This window comes from Nostoc sp. ChiQUE01b (assembly GCF_034531255.1).
Classification (GTDB): domain Bacteria; phylum Cyanobacteriota; class Cyanobacteriia; order Cyanobacteriales; family Nostocaceae; genus Nostoc.
Window position 1 is genome coordinate 1 of record NZ_JAVRBM010000083.1, and the last position, 16098, is coordinate 16098.

Genomic DNA, 16098 nt, shown 5'->3' on the forward strand with positions numbered 1-16098 from the left:
AAATGACAAATGACAAATGACAAATGACAAATGACAAATGACAAATGACAAATAACAAAAAACCAATTAAATTGCATCTACCTTGAAAACATTTAATACCTTTGACGCCCTACTGCGGTGCAACCTGGTGTATTTATTTACAGCAGGTTTATTATTCTGGTCGAGCCTGTCTTCGCTTTTACCAACTTTACCGCTTTACATCAATGATGTGGGCGCAAGCAAGCAAGAAATTGGGATTGTGATGGGTAGTTTTGCCATTGGGTTATTGCTATCTCGCCCGATACTGGGACGGTTAGCCGATGAACGCGATCGCAAAATTGTCTTATTGATTGGTACGATAGTAGCTGCGATCGCACCCTTTGGTTATTTGGCAACCCAATCAATCGGACTATTAATCTTGGTGCGGATTTTTCACGGTATTAGTATTGCCGCTTTTACCACTGGCTACAGTGCCTTAGTCGCAGATTTTGCTCCCGCCGAGACTCGTGGTGAAATCATTGGGTACATGACTCTAGCAACTCCCATTGGTTTAGCAATTGGCCCTGCGTTGGGTGGGTATTTAGAAGCTACAAGTGGTTACGGGATATTATTTCTGTTATCCGCCGAATTGGGTTTTGTCGCCCTGTTGGGGATTGTACAAGTTACGAATCCGCCAGTGCAAAGGCAGGAGCAGACAGAGGGAGAAGATCGCAAATTTTGGCAAATTTTGGCCAGTCCACGGGTGAGAGTTCCAACTTTAGTTATGTTGCTGGTTGGTTTGTCCCTTGGTGCTGTACATACCTTTGTGTCGTTGTTCCTTAAATCCACTGATGTGGACTTCAATGGCGGACTGTTTTTTACAGCTGCGGCAATTTCTAGTTTTAGTATCAGGGTGTTTGCTGGTAAGGCGAGCGATCGCTTCGGGCGTGGTTTGTTTATTACCTTTGGTATTTTTTGCTACGTTTTGGCGTTAATACTGCTGTGGCAAGCTGACAGCGCGATCGTTTTCTTACTGGCTGCGATCGCTGAAGGCGCTGGTGGTGGTATACTGTTCTCGATGATGATTACGATGATGGCAGACCGTTCACTGCCGCCAGAACGGGGAAAAATTTTTGCTATATGTATAGCTGGACTTGATTTGGGAATTGCGATCGCTGCTCCTATTTTGGGTATTATCGCAGAACTTGTAGGCTACCGCGATATGTTTGGCTACGGTGCTGCAATCACTTCTCTAGCACTTGTCCTCTTCCTCACCCATTCAAGCAAAAACTTATCCAACTCACTGCGCTTTGCATTAGGTCTAGCTCCAGATGCCTACGCCTTGAAAAACTTAAAAGTTAGGAGTGATGAAATTTAACTCATCACTCCTAACTTTCAACTCTTAACTTTTTAAAAACGGGCGAGGAGGGATTCGAACCCCCGACACCGTGGTCCGTAGCCACGTGCTCTAGTCCACTGAGCTACACGCCCTCATCGACAATATATCTTAACACGTTCTAACCAAATGGCGCAAGATAATTTTCCAGCTAATTTTGCCAACTTAACCCATCTAGATCCCCAAGGACAGGCACAGATGGTGGATGTGTCTGATAAAGCACCCACGATTCGCCAAGCAGTAGCAGCTGCCAATGTGCGAATGCTGCCAGCCACCTTCGCTGCCATTCAAGCTGGAAATGTCCCAAAAGGGGATGTGTTAGCAACTGCAAGATTGGCTGGAATTATGGCAGCCAAGCAAACAGCCACTTTAATTCCTCTGTGTCATCCGTTGCCTTTACAAAAAATCGCAGTCGAAATCATACCCGATCCCCAACTACCAGGTTATCAAATTCAAGCCACAGTCAAAACCAAAGCTGAAACCGGTGTAGAGATGGAAGCCTTAACTGCCGTTTCTGTTGCTTCCCTGACTTTATACGATATGGCAAAAGCTTTAGAAAAGTCGATTCAAATTGAATCAATTCGTTTAATAAGTAAGAGTGGCGGGAAATCAGAAGATTATTCCTCGCCAGAGCAATAAGCTGCGCCGCTCTGCCTTTGCGCTGCAACAACCTGAAGAAGCGTCTACGTTAAAAAAATTGACTTTGACAAAGAGTTAAGCCTTAACACAAGTGTATTGAGAAATAATCACCTTATCTACTCCTTATTTTCTAGCGTGCTGAATCAATTCTTGTTTTTTAGCAGGATAGTTAACAACTTTCAAGCGTCTAGATAATTAACTGAAATTAATACACAAATCCTGACAGAAAATGTGACAATTTTCCCAAATACTGTTTTGGATATTCAGTAGCCATGTTAAGTATCAAAGATATTGAAATTCAGAAGATTCCCCTAAGTGCTGCTAGCAACGATATCCTGGAAGGCACCAGCGTTGCCGATACTCTGATTGGCGGCAAGGGCGATGATCTTCTCAAAGGTTACGGTGGTGCTGATATTTACCGTTATACGCTTGGGGACGGCAACGACACCCTCAATGATTCTGAATACAACGGCGGCAACGACCAGCTTATATTCTCCGGCACTGGTCTGACTGCCAGCAACGCAATTGTTACACGCCTCGGTAGCAGCTATGACCTGAAGATTTCTTTCGCTGGTGTAACTGGCTCCGTCATCCTCACGGATCAAGTTTATCGCACTGATGACTACGGCGTTGAAAAGATTACCTTCAGTGATGGAACCATCTGGAATGAAGCGCAGTTGCGAAATGCTTATCTGACCTTGGGTAGCTAGTACCAACGATACCCTGGAAGGCACCAGCGTTGCCGATACTCTGATTGGCGGCAAGGGCAATGATTTTCTCAACGGTAAAGGTGGTGCTGATATTTACCGTTATGCTCTTGGGGACGGTAACGACACGCTTATCTGAGTTAGTGTTACGGAAGACACTGACTTGTAAATGCAATTTACAGTCATCATAGGCGATCGCTATGACGACTGTTAGCAAATTTAAAAAATACTTATGCCAAACTCGTCGAACGTAGCTCATTAATAGAACTAGTCCACAGAACGGAAGATGGGTATTATTAATTCTTCTTCCTCACTCCCCACTACCCAGTTATGGCAGGTTGTCAGGGTCGATGCCCAGACTACGTAAGTAGGTTGCCAACTGTTCGGCGCGTTGGCGTTCTTGTTCTAGCAATAACTCAGCCTGTTCTACCCGTTGATTGAGTTCCAAGGAATTCAAAAATCTCTGTCCATCTGGACGGTAAATTATTAACTCTCCAAGGCCCGTTTGAAATCTAATTCCTAAGCGGGGACTCAACCAACCATCCATTTGCCATAGCTTATTCAAATGGTTGTTTTGCCGCACCCAGCCATCTAATTGAAAACTTTCAGGGTCGTATAAGTAGTATTCTTCAACACCATAAGTATCGTAAAATTCCAGCTTACGCTCCATCTCTTTGGTATCATTACTATAAGAAAGAATTTCAAAGACCACTTGTGGTGGAATATTATCTTCTTGCAACTGACGATAGGAACGACGTTTTCCCTTTTGTCTACCGAAGACAACCATCACATCAGGTGCAGTCGGTGCAATCAGCCGAGAACGGACGGGATACCAGAGTAAATCTCCCGCAATCAAAACACGATCGTTATTAGCAAACAGAATCTCTAAATTCTCCTTAATCAAGACAATCCAACGATATTGCTCTGTATTGTCTGCCATTGGTTTGCCGTCGCTATCTGGATAGAGGAAATCGGGGTCTATTTGCTCAAAGATCTTCATCGTATTTAACCCAACGGCTCTTGACTTCCAATTCAATTATGACTGCTTCTAGAAGTCTAATCGCAACGACTGCCCCAAAAACCTTAGAATAAGTAGGGTGTATTTAAATCTGTAACAAATATTTATGCCTCCTCGTTGGCCTCGCAAACCCGATCGCAAAGACCCTGATTACCGCAAGATTGATGACCGGATGAATTTTGCCGTTCATGTAGCGATCGCTGCTATGATTAATTCTGGCTTATGGTTTTTTCACATCTTGAAAAGCACTACCTGGGAGTGGCTGCCGTTATTGACTGCAAGTTGGACAGGAATAGTATTAGTGCATCTGATTTATATTAGTGCGATCGCTAATTACAGCGAAACTCCACCTAAATCCACCTGAAGACGGACTGCTGATGCTGGGGCGATTGTAACCTGTGGTAGTAGAATCAGCCTATTAATTGAGCGATAATGTAAAAAAGCCTGAGATTTCGCACTCTTTCTTAACGTAGGGTTATTTTTATGGCAAAGACTAACACCACAGAATTACTGGAAGCCCTAGCAGCTGAAATTGGCGAAAATGTCTACATAGACATTGCCAAATGGCATCTTTATTTATCTAATGCCAAACTGCATACTCTTGTTGCTGAACAGTTGTATCCTTTAATTACTTCCAACAATGTAAGTGAAGATCAAGTTATAAAAGTCTTGGAATCAATTCCAGTGAAAATTGGCGGTGGTAAAAGAGAACTTCCTTTAATCGATTTACTACCGCTGCAATGCCAGGTCACGTTAGTAGATATTTTGGAAAAATATCAACGCGAAGTCTAATCCCTAAAATCAAAATTATTTAAGTTTAAAATTTTCTTAGTCAGCAATTTTTTATCAGATTTTAGATTTGAGATGCTGAATTGAAAATTTGTTTAGCGTGTCAATTTTATAAAAATGAAAATCACAGATGCACATAATAGATAAATATTGTGTAATTTATGTGTGTATATCTGGTAAAAATTTCCTTTAACAATTAAGGAATCTCGACGTTCTAAATCAGTTGAGATGTGAGCGAGTTGATGTTGAGACTCGTTTTATACTCTCATGCAAACTTATGGAGGCAATTTCTATGCTTTTACAACTCAAAGATACTGGCGAATTAGTAAAAATTCTTGAAATTCAGGAATTGCTCGACCCGAATAATGATGTCGTTCACGCACGACAACAAGAAGGTGAAGAAGAACAGCCACCTAATAGTTTTAAAAAAGAAAATCTCGTTTTTCCTTCTGGTGAAGTTCTACCACGCTGTTGGTTAGATGCCGAATATAGACACGGCAACGGTTAATGATTTGAAAATCAGATAATTGGTAATGGAAGTAAACTATTAGCAATTATCAATAGTAGGGGCACACATCTGTGCGCCCCTATTACTATGTGCTAGTTGATTACTTCTTGTTCTGCTAATGTCGCCTTTTCATTCTGCTGAAACTTTGGGAAAAATATTTTAGTAATCCAGTCAGTTAAAATGTGAGACAGTAATCCCAAAGGCCCAGCGAACAAAGATAAAGCCAGAGAGTGAATTGTCCAAACACCTGTTTTCTGTCCTTCCCAATAAATCCAACGACCGACAAATAAATCCATCACTAAAAAATGAATCCAACCTGTTGCCGCAGCTGTTTCATCTGCAAAAAACCGTGCAATATCAGCTAATTGAGGATTCGATAAAGCTTGAGCATTTTCTGGGGTAATGCTGTTGATAAACAAATACAAATACGCCCCAGCTAAGAGCACAAAGGGTAAATATGATGACATTATGTGTCGTGTAACTTTCCAGTTGGGCAATAAAATCATCAACGCCCAAAATGGCAAGACGAAAAGGTTGGCAACGTTAAATAGTTGAGAAATCGTCATATCTTTGTAAAGTGAAGGGTGAGGTTTAAGTTATGAGTTAGGAGTTATGAGTTTAAAGTAAAAATGTTGTTGTACTAATGTTTGCAACTGCTGTTGCAGCTTTTCTGGATCAAAGGTACGATCCAAACAAGTCTGCACAAGCAAGTTGGTCTTCAAACAGTTCTTGCAAAGGTGTTTCGTGTTCTAGATTATCATCTGTTTGTCGCTGGGCTGCGATCGCATCTGGATCGCTAGCGAAGTTTAGGTTTGGCTTTAATTCCTCAAATCATTGTGGCACAAACGGTAGAGGAGTTGGAACAAAAAGCAACATCTGCCAAAAATGTAAATCCTAACATCTATAACTGAAAAGATTTTTGTAGTAGTTTAATCGTCATTAGATTCTCTAATCGTTAAGTAACACGGGTTGTGAGGTACTTACAAAAGCACCTCGTACTCGATTGCTCAATGCAATTACTTCTAGCATAAAGTAGATGTTGGATTTTGTTTCTCAACTTTCAACATGGGTGCGGTTTTATAGCAAAGTGCTGTTAGCGGAAGCGGGGCGTTTAGCCCGTGCTGTTAGCGATAGCGGGGCGTTTAGCCCGTGCTGAGTAGAAACTCAGTATTATCAAAGGTTTCAGCAACCAACATAGTCCTAACCTATGCTTCGACTGCTATACCAAAAACTATGATTAACTTTTCACTGCTGGCAGATGCTTTTTTTTAGCTTTCTGATTTTGCCTACTCAGCTTTTTCCGCCATGTCTCCATGTAAATGTAAAACACTGGAGTCAGATAGAGAGTTAATATCTGAGAGAACACCAATCCACCAACGATCGCAATCCCCAAAGGACGACGCGCTTCTGAACCTATTCCTGTACCCAGAGCAATAGGTAATGTCCCAATTAAAGCTGCCATCGTCGTCATCATAATCGGACGGAAGCGAATTAAGCAAGCGGCATAGATGGCATCAAAAGAATTTTTCCCTTCTTTTCGCTGCGCAACAATTGCAAAATCTACCAGCATAATCCCGTTTTTCTTGACGATGCCTACTAGCAAGATTATGCCGATGAAAGAGTAAAGATTTAAATCAACCTGGAAAATCAGCAGCGTCAGTAATGCACCAAAACCCGCCGAAGGCAGACCGGAAAGAATGGTGATTGGGTGAATGAAATCTTCATAGAGGATACCGAGAATCAGGTAGATGACTAAAATAGACACCAACAACAGCACGCCTAAATCATTGAAGGACTGTTGAAAAGTCTGGGCTGAACCTTGAAAGCTGGGGGTAATTGTTGAGGGTAACATCTCACTGGCTGCTTGTTTGATGGCATCAGTAGCTTGACTTAGAGACGTTCCTGGGAGCGTATCAAAAGAGATAGTTGCAGAGGGGAGTTGAGCAACGTGAGTGACGGTAAGGGGGCCGACATTTTGAGTGATATTAGCGATCGCACTTAGAGGAACAAGTTTCCCAGTACTCGATTGCACATAGAGCATCGATAGGGCGCTAGGATCTCGTTGAAATTCCGGTTTTACTTCTAAGATTACATAGAATTGGTCATTTGGGGTATAAATAGTCGAAACCTGGCTAGAACCATAGGCAGCGCTGAGAGTTTGTTCAACTTGTTGGGCGGTAATCCCAAGAGTTGCAGCTTTGTTGTGGTCAACTTGAACTTGGATTTGAGGAGTGCTAAGTTGTAAATCGCTATCAACGTCCCGCAGTCCTGGTAGGGTTTTAACTTTATCTACAAGTTTAGGAACGTATTGGCGCAAGTCTTGTAAATTCAAACTCTGCAAGGTGAACTGATAAGTAGAATTAGTTTGTTGCCCACCGATGGGAATAGCTGGCGGAGAACGGAGGAATGTCTTAACCCCAACTACACGTCTCAACTTGGGGGTTAACTCTTGAATGATTTGGTCAGCACTCAGTTGACGTTGAGAACGTGGTTTGAGCCGAATCGTAATTCGCCCGGAGTTGACCGAACCGTTGGGGCCACTTGCACCTACAATCGAGTCAACTGCTTCAATGTTGGGGTCTTGACGAATAATGTCAACAACCTTTTGCTGGTGACGCCGCATATCATCAAAAGAAATATCTTGTGCTCCTTTGGTGTTCGCCATCAGTTGTCCAGTGTCTTCGGTTGGAATAAATCCTTTGGGAACGATGATGAACAAATAAACAGTCATTACCAGCAAAATGCCAGAACCAATGAGTGTCATCAGGCGGTATTTTAAGACGGGCTTGAGAGTCCAATCATATCCCCGCAGTAGTAAATCAAATGCCCGTTCTGAGACTCGATATAGCAGATTTGGTCTTTGCTGATGTGAACCCAGAAAGCGACTGCACAACATGGGGGTGAGACTGAGGGAAACAAAACCCGAAACTAAAATTGCCACAGCGATCGTCACGGCAAATTCATGAAATAATTTACCGATTATTCCACTCATAAACATGATCGGGATGAACACCGCCACTAAGGAGAGGGTCATTGACAAAATTGTGAAGCTGATTTCCCTCGATCCCTTCAATGCCGCATTTAGGGGAGATTCGCCCATTTCTCGATAACGGACGATATTTTCTAGCACAACGATCGCATCATCCACGACAAAGCCCACGGAGAGGGTCAACGCCATGAGTGAAAGGTTGTCTAGGGAAAAACCCGACAGATACATGACAGCAAAAGTGCCAATAATCGCTATAGGTAACGCCAAACTGGGAATTAGGGTGGCTGTTATATCACGCAAGAATAAGAAAATCACCAAGACAACTAGACAAACCGAGAGAACCAAGGTAAATTTCACATCATTGACAGAGGCTCGGATTGTTTGGGAGCGATCGTACATAATCCCCATCTCAATCGATTTGGGAACTTGTTCGCGGAGTGTAGGTAAAAGTTTTTGAATCGCATCAACAATATTTACCGTGTTAGCTCCGGGCTGCGGCTGTACAGCCAGAACAACGGAATGGCGGTTTGTCACTTTGCGATCGCTATACAAATTGGAGACTTTGACGTTTTGTTCGCTGTCAATCACCTGCCCCAAATCTTGGAGCCGCACAGGCGCACCATTTTTGTAAGTTACAATTAGCTGGCGATAGCTGGCAGCATCGGTAAGTTGACCATTCGCCTGAATTGTATAACTTTTGTAAGTGCCAGAGAGACTACCGATTGGCAAATTGACATTTCCCTGTTGAATGGCAGTTTTTACCTGATTTAGACCAATTCCCCGCGATGCCAACTCTCGCGGATCGAGCTGAACGCGGACTGCATATTGCTGTTGACCATAGACCTGTACCTGAGCAACACCATCAATCATCGAGATTGGCTGACCAACTGTTACCTCTGCGTATTCATCTACTGTCGAGATTGGCTGTGTCTCAGAATACATATAGAGGTAAATAACTGGTGAGACAGACGGGTTGACTTTGCGGTACGTAGGCGGGTGAGGCATTCCGGCTGGCAGTTGTCCGGCTGCGGCTGAGATGGCCGCCTGTACATCTTTGGCGGCATCTTCCACTCTGCGGTTAAAGTCAAATTGTAGGGAGATGTTGGTGCTGCCTGTGGAACTGGTGGAATTAAATGAATTAAGTCCGGCAATTTCGGTAAACTGTCTTTCTAGAGGTGCGGCGACTGAAGATGCCATTGTTTCTGGGGTGGCACCGGGGAGACTAGCAGAGACAGATATAAAAGGATATTCAACGTTGGGTAGGGCACTAATGGGTAACAGTAGATAACTCATGAGACCGAAGATGAGGATACCCATCATTACCAAGGTGGTCATGACTGGACGACGAATGAAGAGTTCTGAAAGGTTCATGAGTTTTGTTATCCCAGAAATGTGGTGGGGATGCGATCGCTAAAAATAATGCAATACGCTTGGTGTTAAGACTTAATTCTTTTTCAAAGTCAATTTTTTTAAACGAACCGCAAAGAACGCAAAGGAAGAGAAGGAAGAAATACTTAACTCAACTGTGTTGAAATATAATGTCAACGTGATTTTGATAAATGTGTGATAGGTGCAATAACTCTATATTCAATAACTTCAGCATTGATATTTTTTTAAATTATTGCTGTGCTAATAAGCGAGAACGAATTAGGCTCAAATCAGGTTGAACATTTGACAGACGTTGATGAACAGATTCAGCTAATTGTTTGCGTTCTTCGAGGTATAATTCGACAGCATCTCGATGTCGAAGGTAGTAGCCAATTGTCAGATATACATCAGATAATGATAAGGATGAGTAACGCCCAACAATAGATTCAGGGGACGCACCATCTTGAAAGTTATGAATCACTAGTTCTAGCAAAACCCTTGTATTACCTACCCGAATTGCACCTGTTGCATCTTCACTTAAGGGAGGATTTTCTTGTTCTATTGTTAAAGTCATATCGAGTATATGTGAAAGATTGGTGTTACTTGTTAAACATCACGATCGCCCGCCTGAAAATGAAAATACCCGCCGAAATTTAACTTGACTGAGCTTTTTCCGCCATGATTCCATGTAGATATAGAACACGGGTGTTAAATACAGGGTCAATATCTGAGAAAACACTAGTCCGCCTACAACTGCAATACCTAAAGGACGGCGGGATTCGGAACCAGCGCCAAATCCGATCGCTATGGGCAAGGTTCCCATTAATGCTGCCATCGTCGTCATCATAATCGGACGGAAGCGCACTAAGCAGGCTTGATAAATCGCTTCAGACGGCTTTTTCAATTCTTCTCGCTGGGCAACGATTGCAAAGTCCACCATCATAATCCCGTTTTTCTTGACGATGCCCACTAAGAGAATTATCCCAATGAAGGAATAAACATTCAGTTCGACATGGAATATTATCAGCGTTAACAATGCCCCAAAACCTGCTGATGGCAAACCGGAAAGAATTGTAATTGGGTGAATGAAATCCTCATAGAGAACGCCCAGGATTAGATAAATTACTAAGATGGCGATCGCTAATAATAAACCCAAACTCGGCAGTGAACTTTGAAATACCTGGCTTGCACCCTGAAAGCTGGTACTAATGCTCTTAGGAATCACCCGCTCGATTAGTTCTTCAATTTTTTGGTTGGCATTTCCCAAGGAAACACCGGGAGCGAGGTTAAAGGAAATGGTGGCGGCGTTCATCCGACCGTTATGATTGACCATTAACGGGCTGACTCCCTGAGATAGTTTGGCGAATGTCTTCAGAGGAACTGCTATTCCTGTGCTGGAGTTAATGTATAAAGTCAACAGAGCGTTGATATCCTGCTGAAACTGGGGTGCTAATTCCAAAATCACCTGATACTCATTGGTCGCTGCATAGATGGTTGATACTTGGTAGGAACCGTAGGCACTTCTCAGGGTATTTTCGATTTGCTCGGCGGTAATCCCATAAGTTGAGGCTTTATCGCGGTCAATGTCAATTTGAATCTGGGAAGCAAATTGTAAATCGCTATTGACATCCTGGAGTTCTGTCATCTCCTTCATCTTGAGAACAAGTTGGGGAACATACTCCTGTAAGGGTTTGACATCAGAACTCTGAAGTGCTGTCTGATAAAGTCCTGTGGTTTGTTGAGCACCAATAGGTATCGCTGGGGGATTTTGTAAGAATACTTGGATGCCTGGAACTGTGGCGAGTTTGGTTCGCAAATTTTGCACGATTTCGTCAGCACCAAGTTGACGCTGCGATCGCGGTTTTAACCGAATAAACAAACTCCCGGAATTGGCTGCAACTGCTGCCCCACTGCCACTAGCACTCGCTCCCGCCCCAATATTGGAGTTGACTGCATCTACGTTCGGGTCTTGGCGGATCAGGTTAGCAACTGTCTGCTGATGCTGGACAAGATTATCAAAGGATGCATCCTGGGCTGCTTGGGTAATGCCTGTAATTTGTCCGGTATCTTCGCTAGGAATAAAGCCTTTGGGAACTACCACCAACAACCCAACTGTCACCGCCAAGAGAACGACAGATAAAATCATCGTGGTAAAGTGATATTTTAAGACTTTTTTCAGACTCCAATCGTACAAACCGAGGAAGCGATCAAATACATATTCTGAAGCTTGATATAACCGACTTTGATTAGCATGATTTACAGGACGCAGAAAACGGCTGCACAACATCGGAGTCAGAGTCAAAGACACAAAACCAGATACGAGAATTGCAACTGCGATCGTTACAGCAAATTCATGAAATAATCGTCCCAGAACTTCACTCATGAACAACATGGGGATGAAGACTGCAACTAAGGAAAGGGTCATCGATAAAATTGTGAAACCAATTTCTCTCGACCCATTCAACGCCGCTTCTAAGGGACGTTCCCCCATTTCCATGTGACGGACAATATTCTCTAGCATGACGATCGCATCATCCACTACGAAGCCCACCGAAAGGGTCAACGCCATCAGCGACAGATTATCTAGTGAGTAGTGCAGCAAATACATGACTGCAAAAGTGCCAATCAGCGAAACGGGTAACGCCAAACTAGGAATCACCGTCGCTGAGAGGTTCCGTAAAAATAGGAAAATTACTAAGATAACTAGAGCGATCGTCAAAATCAACGTAAATCTGACATCATCTACTGAATCTCGAATTGACTGAGAAGCATCATAGAGAATCCCAATTTCCACGGATGCTGGAATCTGGTCGCTCAAATTCGGAAGCAATTTCTTAATCGTGTCTACGACTTGTACCGTATTGGTTCCGGGCTGTCTTTGAATGGTGAGAATAATGGCGCGAGTATTGTTGTACCAGCTTGCTATCTTGTCATTTTCTACACTGTCAATAATCCTGCCCAGTTGATTGAGATAGATAGGCATTCCATCTTTATATGACACAATCAACTGGCGATAAGCAGCCGCATCTTCAAGTTGCCCGTTAGTTTGGACTGTAAAATTCTTATGATTTCCCGAAAGACTGCCGGTGGGTAAATTGACGTTACCCTGTTGAATCGCCGTTGCCACCTGATCTAGCCCAATTTGCCGCGTTGCCAATTGTTGCGGATCGAGTTGAATTCGAGCCGCATACTTTTGGGAACCATAGACGGCTACCTGTGCCACCCCATTGATTGTAGATAGCTTTTGCGCCAGATAAGTCTCAGCATAATTATCTACCTGAGAAAGGGGTAGTGTGGGAGAGTCCAGGTAAAGGTAGAGAATCGGTTGATCTGCGGGGTTAACCTTACTGTAAGTAGGAGGATTGGGTAAATCCGTCGCAATTTGCCCTGATGCTCCCGATATCGCGGCTTGCACATCCTGCGCTGCATCATCAATATTCCGACTCAGGTTAAATTGCAGGGTAATTTGAGTCTGTCCCAGAGTGCTAGTTGAATTAAGCGAATCGAGTCCAGCAATACTAGAAAATTGCTTTTCTAAAGGACGGGCAACCGATGCTGCCATTGTTTCGGGGCTGGCTCCCGGTCGAGAAGCACTTACCTGAATTGTGGGATAATCCACACTTGGTAAATCGCTGATTGGCAGCAACCGATAACTCATGAAACCGAAGATCAAAATCGCCGCCATCACCAGAGTCGTCATGATCGGGCGGCGAATAAATGGTTCCGAAAGGTTCATGATTCACCTCCGCCTGACTTCGGGGATTCTCCCCCCTGTTCCCCGCCCCCTGCCCCTCTTCCTGTTTTGATGCGGATTTTGCTACCCGAAACGAGATTCGCTTGACCATCGGTAACAATTTTATCGCCTGGTTGCGGCCCTTTCTGAATTACATCTAGCCCTTGAATGGTGCTGCTAACTGTAACTGGAATATTTTCTACCGTATTGTCTGGCTTAACTACAAAGACAAACTGCCCATCGGGGCCATTCTGCACGGCTTGAGAGGGAACAACTATTGCATTCGGTTCTTCGGTTAGCGTTAGCGTTGCATTGACAAATTGACCGGGAAACAAATGTCCTTGAGTGTTATCAAAGTCACCAATTAGTTGAATTGTTCCCGTAGTATTATCAACCGTATTATTGACAAATGTTAAAATACCTGGTATAGAATGAGATGGATTATCGGGGAACGTTACATCTACCTTCAGCTTGCCATTCTGCATATACTTTTGTACCTGGGGCAGATTTGTTTCGGGAATGGAAAAAGCGACTTGAATTGGGCGAATTTGGGTGAGGGTAACAAGTGGAGTCGTGCTGTTGGCTTGTACCACATTCCCCTGAGTTACCAGAATATTGCCAGCGCGACCATCAATCGGCGCATAAATTTTGGCGTAAGATAATTGCACTTTGGTATTGTCTAATGCTCCCTGGTCTGAAACGACAACGGCTTGAGCATTAGCGATCGCAGCTTGATCGCCTTTGACAACAGCACCAGCATTAGTCAGCGCCACTTGATCGCTTTTTAAAACAGCCTCAGCATTAGCGATCGCTTCTCGATCTGCTTGTAGGGTTGCTGTCGCAGATTTGCTGTTAGAAACGTATTGCTGTGCTTGATCTAAGCTGATAGCGCCCTTCTTATACAATGCACTATAGCGATCGCTCTGTCCCTGAGCAAATTCTGCTTGTGCTTGATCCTTGGCCAAATTCGCCTGGGCTTGTCGGACTAAGGCTTGGTCTTTGACTAAAGTGGCTCTAGCTTGGTCTACCTGACCCAAATCTCTAGTTAATGCATCTCTGGCTTGTTGTACTGAGGCTTGGTCTTTTGCTACAGTTCCTTGAGCTTGCTGGATTGCAGCAGCTTGCGATCGGTCATCTAGGGTAAATAAAAGTTGTCCCTTTTTCACATCTTGACCTTTCTTGAAATAAACTCCAACGATCCGTCCGCTAGCTTGGGGTGTAATCGCTACCGTAGACCCCGATTGCACATTACCGATCGCCTGCAATTGGATCGGAACCGTTTTTTGTGTCACCATTGCCACAGTTACAGGTGTCACTTGCTGTTTATTACGCCCAGATTTTTCAGCTTTGTCTGATTTGGCTGCACCTGTATAAATACCCAAAAAACCCAGCCCAGCCAGCAATATTACCCCCAAAATTACCAAACGAATCTTTTTCTTTTTTGGCGATCGCGGTAGCTCCGGTTTTATACTATTCTCAATCAAACTCTCGTTAGAAATATCATGGTTCATCAGAACCCCCAATGCATTTTAATTAATTAAAAACCGTGAAACCCTTTACACCTCAACTCTAACTGATACCAATTTCATTTGAGGCGGCACATCTAAATAATTAGTTTTTTCCAGTTTGCTCGATATGCCTTATCAAATATTGATGATTTTGTCGATTTCAAATCAAACAAATAATATTTTTCAACAACTTTTAAGTCATCATCTTCAAAATGTCTCTTCATCTTAGTTAATGCTTTATTTCCCCCATATTTACTTATTACTTCTTAGCTGTCGATATAGAAGGTGGAGAGCTTGTTTTTCTATCTGTCTGACTCGTTCTCGACTAATCCCCATACGCTGACCAATCTGTTCTAGAGAAAGTTCATTTCCATCTATCAACCCAAAATGTAAATTTAAGATTTCTTGTTGTTGTTTAGATAAACTTGACAATAAGTCTTCAAGTTCCTGATTGAGAGATTGCTGAGTTGTATAGCCATTTTCAGAATATCTATAATCTTCAATTAAATCTTCTAACTTTACATCTCTGTCTGAGCCAACTCGAAGATCGAGAGAGATAGTTTGACGAGCCAAAGTTAGATATTCCCGAATCTGACTAGGCTCTAAAGAAAGTGCATGAGCAATTTCCGTAGTGGTGGGAATACGACCCAGTTTTTGAGATAATTCTCGCTGAACGCACTTAATTTTATTTAACTTCTCATTGATGTGAATGGGTAATCTAATTGCACGTCCTTGTTGAGCGATCGCTCTAGTAATTCCTTGACGAATCCACCAGTAAACGTAAGTTGAAAATCTGTATCCTAGAGCTGGATTGAATTTCTCAATCCCTCTCTCTAAACCCAAAGTACCTTCTTGAATTAAGTCCATCAGTTCTAAGTTACGTCTCTGATATTGCTTGGCAATTGACACCACAAGCCGGAGATTAGACGCCATCATTTTCTGCTTGGCTTTTTTCCCTTGATTTAGCTTTTGAAGTAATTCTTGTTCGCTTAACTGCAACTGGTTAGCCCATTCTGGCAGTGTAGGTGTCCGCTTTAATTCAACAGTCAGTTTTTCGGATTCAGCAAGTATTTTCATCAGCTGCTGAACTTGTTGGGCAAAAAAAACTTCTTGCTCCTGGGTTAATAGAGGTATTCGTCCAATTTCTTGAAGATAAGCACGTACTGTATCAGTTGTAAATTGAGATGCTTTGGTTGTGTTACTAGATTTGGTGTCTAAGAATGTTAAGTTACTCATGGTGAGTTAGCCTCTGCCTATTAATTCGGATATTTTTTATTTGGGAAAAAACGCAGATAGTGACTCGATGAGCTATAGAGGTTTTTATAAAAAAACCAGGTATCAAGTACTAGCTCTAAAAGAGCAATCAATACCCAAATTGCTAGAGAAACAATTACAGGTAGGCTGAGATCAGGAAACTTCCTTTGCAAATCGATAATGCCAAATAACAGCAAAAACACGAGAGAAACTCCCAGGAGAAAGGACAAC

The 16098-nt window shown here is 42.9% G+C and carries 15 protein-coding genes, 1 tRNA gene and 1 pseudogene; 7 read left to right on the forward strand and 10 right to left on the reverse strand.

Translation table 11 applies throughout. The annotated features are described in order from the left end of the window. Positions 1 to 82 precede the first annotated feature (82 nt). Positions 83 to 1336 carry an MFS transporter gene (locus tag RMY63_RS33635; protein WP_322732861.1) on the forward strand — a complete coding sequence of 418 codons (1254 nt, stop codon included), beginning with the start codon at positions 83 to 85 and terminating at the stop codon, positions 1334 to 1336. A 39-nt stretch (positions 1337 to 1375) separates the two neighbouring features. Here RMY63_RS33635 and RMY63_RS33640 read toward each other — a convergent pair. Continuing rightward, positions 1376 to 1449: transfer RNA gene (locus RMY63_RS33640), tRNA-Arg, on the reverse strand. A gap of 34 nt (positions 1450 to 1483) precedes the next feature. Here RMY63_RS33640 and moaC point away from each other — a divergent pair. Continuing rightward, positions 1484 to 1993, forward strand: a complete 510-nt coding sequence (gene moaC / locus RMY63_RS33645; protein WP_322732862.1) for a cyclic pyranopterin monophosphate synthase MoaC — start codon at positions 1484 to 1486, stop codon at positions 1991 to 1993. A gap of 123 nt (positions 1994 to 2116) precedes the next feature. Here the strand turns inward: moaC and RMY63_RS41990 are convergent, their stop codons facing one another. Further along, positions 2117 to 2176, reverse strand: coding sequence for a hypothetical protein (locus RMY63_RS41990; protein WP_416212569.1), 60 nt, complete (start codon positions 2174 to 2176; stop codon positions 2117 to 2119). Between the two features lie 89 nt (positions 2177 to 2265). On the opposite strand from RMY63_RS41990, the gene RMY63_RS33650 reads away from it, so the two are divergent. Beyond that, positions 2266 to 2703, forward strand: coding sequence for a calcium-binding protein (locus RMY63_RS33650; RefSeq protein WP_322732863.1), 438 nt, complete (start codon positions 2266 to 2268; stop codon positions 2701 to 2703). A 43-nt stretch (positions 2704 to 2746) separates the two neighbouring features. Next, entirely contained in the window at positions 2747 to 2839 is a 93-nt protein-coding gene (locus RMY63_RS41995; protein ID WP_416212570.1) for a hypothetical protein, read from the forward strand. Between the two features lie 189 nt (positions 2840 to 3028). On the opposite strand, the gene RMY63_RS33660 is transcribed toward RMY63_RS41995, so the two are convergent. Next, positions 3029 to 3700, reverse strand: coding sequence for a Uma2 family endonuclease (locus RMY63_RS33660; protein WP_322732865.1), 672 nt, complete (start codon positions 3698 to 3700; stop codon positions 3029 to 3031). Between the two features lie 124 nt (positions 3701 to 3824). On the opposite strand from RMY63_RS33660, the gene RMY63_RS33665 reads away from it, so the two are divergent. The 3 genes from RMY63_RS33665 (at position 3825) to RMY63_RS33675 (ending at position 5015) form a co-directional block, all read left to right on the forward strand. Next, the gene (locus RMY63_RS33665) at positions 3825 to 4082 is read left to right on the forward strand and encodes a hypothetical protein (RefSeq protein WP_322732866.1); all 258 of its coding nucleotides are present in this window, start codon (positions 3825 to 3827) and stop codon (positions 4080 to 4082) included. A gap of 119 nt (positions 4083 to 4201) precedes the next feature. Further along, positions 4202 to 4510: a DUF3181 family protein gene (locus tag RMY63_RS33670; protein WP_322732867.1), complete on the forward strand. Its 309-nt coding sequence runs from the start codon at positions 4202 to 4204 to the stop codon at positions 4508 to 4510. Positions 4511 to 4799: 289 nt separating this feature from the next. Further along, positions 4800 to 5015 (forward strand): acetyltransferase, encoded by a 216-nt coding sequence (locus tag RMY63_RS33675; protein WP_322732893.1) that lies wholly within the window; start codon positions 4800 to 4802, stop codon positions 5013 to 5015. Between the two features lie 92 nt (positions 5016 to 5107). On the opposite strand, the gene RMY63_RS33680 is transcribed toward RMY63_RS33675, so the two are convergent. The 7 genes and pseudogenes from RMY63_RS33680 to RMY63_RS33710 form a co-directional block, all read right to left on the reverse strand. Then, positions 5108 to 5581, reverse strand: coding sequence for an ABA4-like family protein (locus RMY63_RS33680; protein ID WP_322732868.1), 474 nt, complete (start codon positions 5579 to 5581; stop codon positions 5108 to 5110). A 127-nt stretch (positions 5582 to 5708) separates the two neighbouring features. Then, positions 5709 to 5819 (reverse strand): annotated as a pseudogene (locus tag RMY63_RS33685) (cobalamin biosynthesis protein CobW); the annotation flags it as partial. Between the two features lie 433 nt (positions 5820 to 6252). After that, entirely contained in the window at positions 6253 to 9375 is a 3123-nt protein-coding gene (locus RMY63_RS33690; RefSeq protein ID WP_322732869.1) for an efflux RND transporter permease subunit, read from the reverse strand. Positions 9376 to 9622: 247 nt separating this feature from the next. Next, a complete protein-coding gene (locus tag RMY63_RS33695) occupies positions 9623 to 9946 on the reverse strand; it encodes a DUF433 domain-containing protein (RefSeq protein ID WP_322732870.1) in 324 nt (107 codons plus the stop codon). A gap of 39 nt (positions 9947 to 9985) precedes the next feature. Beyond that, the gene (locus RMY63_RS33700) at positions 9986 to 13108 is read right to left on the reverse strand and encodes an efflux RND transporter permease subunit (RefSeq protein WP_322732871.1); all 3123 of its coding nucleotides are present in this window, start codon (positions 13106 to 13108) and stop codon (positions 9986 to 9988) included. Continuing rightward, positions 13105 to 14616, reverse strand: coding sequence for an efflux RND transporter periplasmic adaptor subunit (locus RMY63_RS33705; RefSeq protein ID WP_322732872.1), 1512 nt, complete (start codon positions 14614 to 14616; stop codon positions 13105 to 13107). The genes RMY63_RS33700 and RMY63_RS33705 overlap by 4 nt, the downstream gene beginning before the upstream one ends. A 249-nt stretch (positions 14617 to 14865) precedes the next feature. Continuing rightward, complete coding sequence (locus tag RMY63_RS33710; protein WP_322732873.1) at positions 14866 to 15849, reverse strand: RNA polymerase sigma factor, RpoD/SigA family; 984 nt, start codon at positions 15847 to 15849, stop codon at positions 14866 to 14868. Positions 15850 to 16098: the final 249 nt, after the last annotated feature.

What these genes read in the sequence shown, in the direction of transcription:
- RMY63_RS33680 (WP_322732868.1), bottom strand. Translation starts at nt 5,581, where the DNA reads ATGACGATTTCTCAACTATTTAACGTTGCCAACCTTTTCGTCTTGCCA.
- moaC (WP_322732862.1), top strand. Translation starts at nt 1,484, where the DNA reads ATGGCGCAAGATAATTTTCCAGCTAATTTTGCCAACTTAACCCATCTA.
- RMY63_RS33700 (WP_322732871.1), bottom strand. Translation starts at nt 13,108, where the DNA reads ATGAACCTTTCGGAACCATTTATTCGCCGCCCGATCATGACGACTCTG.
- RMY63_RS33660 (WP_322732865.1), bottom strand. Translation starts at nt 3,700, where the DNA reads ATGAAGATCTTTGAGCAAATAGACCCCGATTTCCTCTATCCAGATAGC.
- RMY63_RS33670 (WP_322732867.1), top strand. Translation starts at nt 4,202, where the DNA reads ATGGCAAAGACTAACACCACAGAATTACTGGAAGCCCTAGCAGCTGAA.
- RMY63_RS33705 (WP_322732872.1), bottom strand. Translation starts at nt 14,616, where the DNA reads ATGAACCATGATATTTCTAACGAGAGTTTGATTGAGAATAGTATAAAA.
- RMY63_RS33650 (WP_322732863.1), top strand. Translation starts at nt 2,266, where the DNA reads ATGTTAAGTATCAAAGATATTGAAATTCAGAAGATTCCCCTAAGTGCT.
- RMY63_RS33665 (WP_322732866.1), top strand. Translation starts at nt 3,825, where the DNA reads ATGCCTCCTCGTTGGCCTCGCAAACCCGATCGCAAAGACCCTGATTAC.
- RMY63_RS33710 (WP_322732873.1), bottom strand. Translation starts at nt 15,849, where the DNA reads ATGAGTAACTTAACATTCTTAGACACCAAATCTAGTAACACAACCAAA.
- RMY63_RS33675 (WP_322732893.1), top strand. Translation starts at nt 4,800, where the DNA reads ATGCTTTTACAACTCAAAGATACTGGCGAATTAGTAAAAATTCTTGAA.
- RMY63_RS33695 (WP_322732870.1), bottom strand. Translation starts at nt 9,946, where the DNA reads ATGACTTTAACAATAGAACAAGAAAATCCTCCCTTAAGTGAAGATGCA.
- RMY63_RS33690 (WP_322732869.1), bottom strand. Translation starts at nt 9,375, where the DNA reads ATGAACCTTTCAGAACTCTTCATTCGTCGTCCAGTCATGACCACCTTG.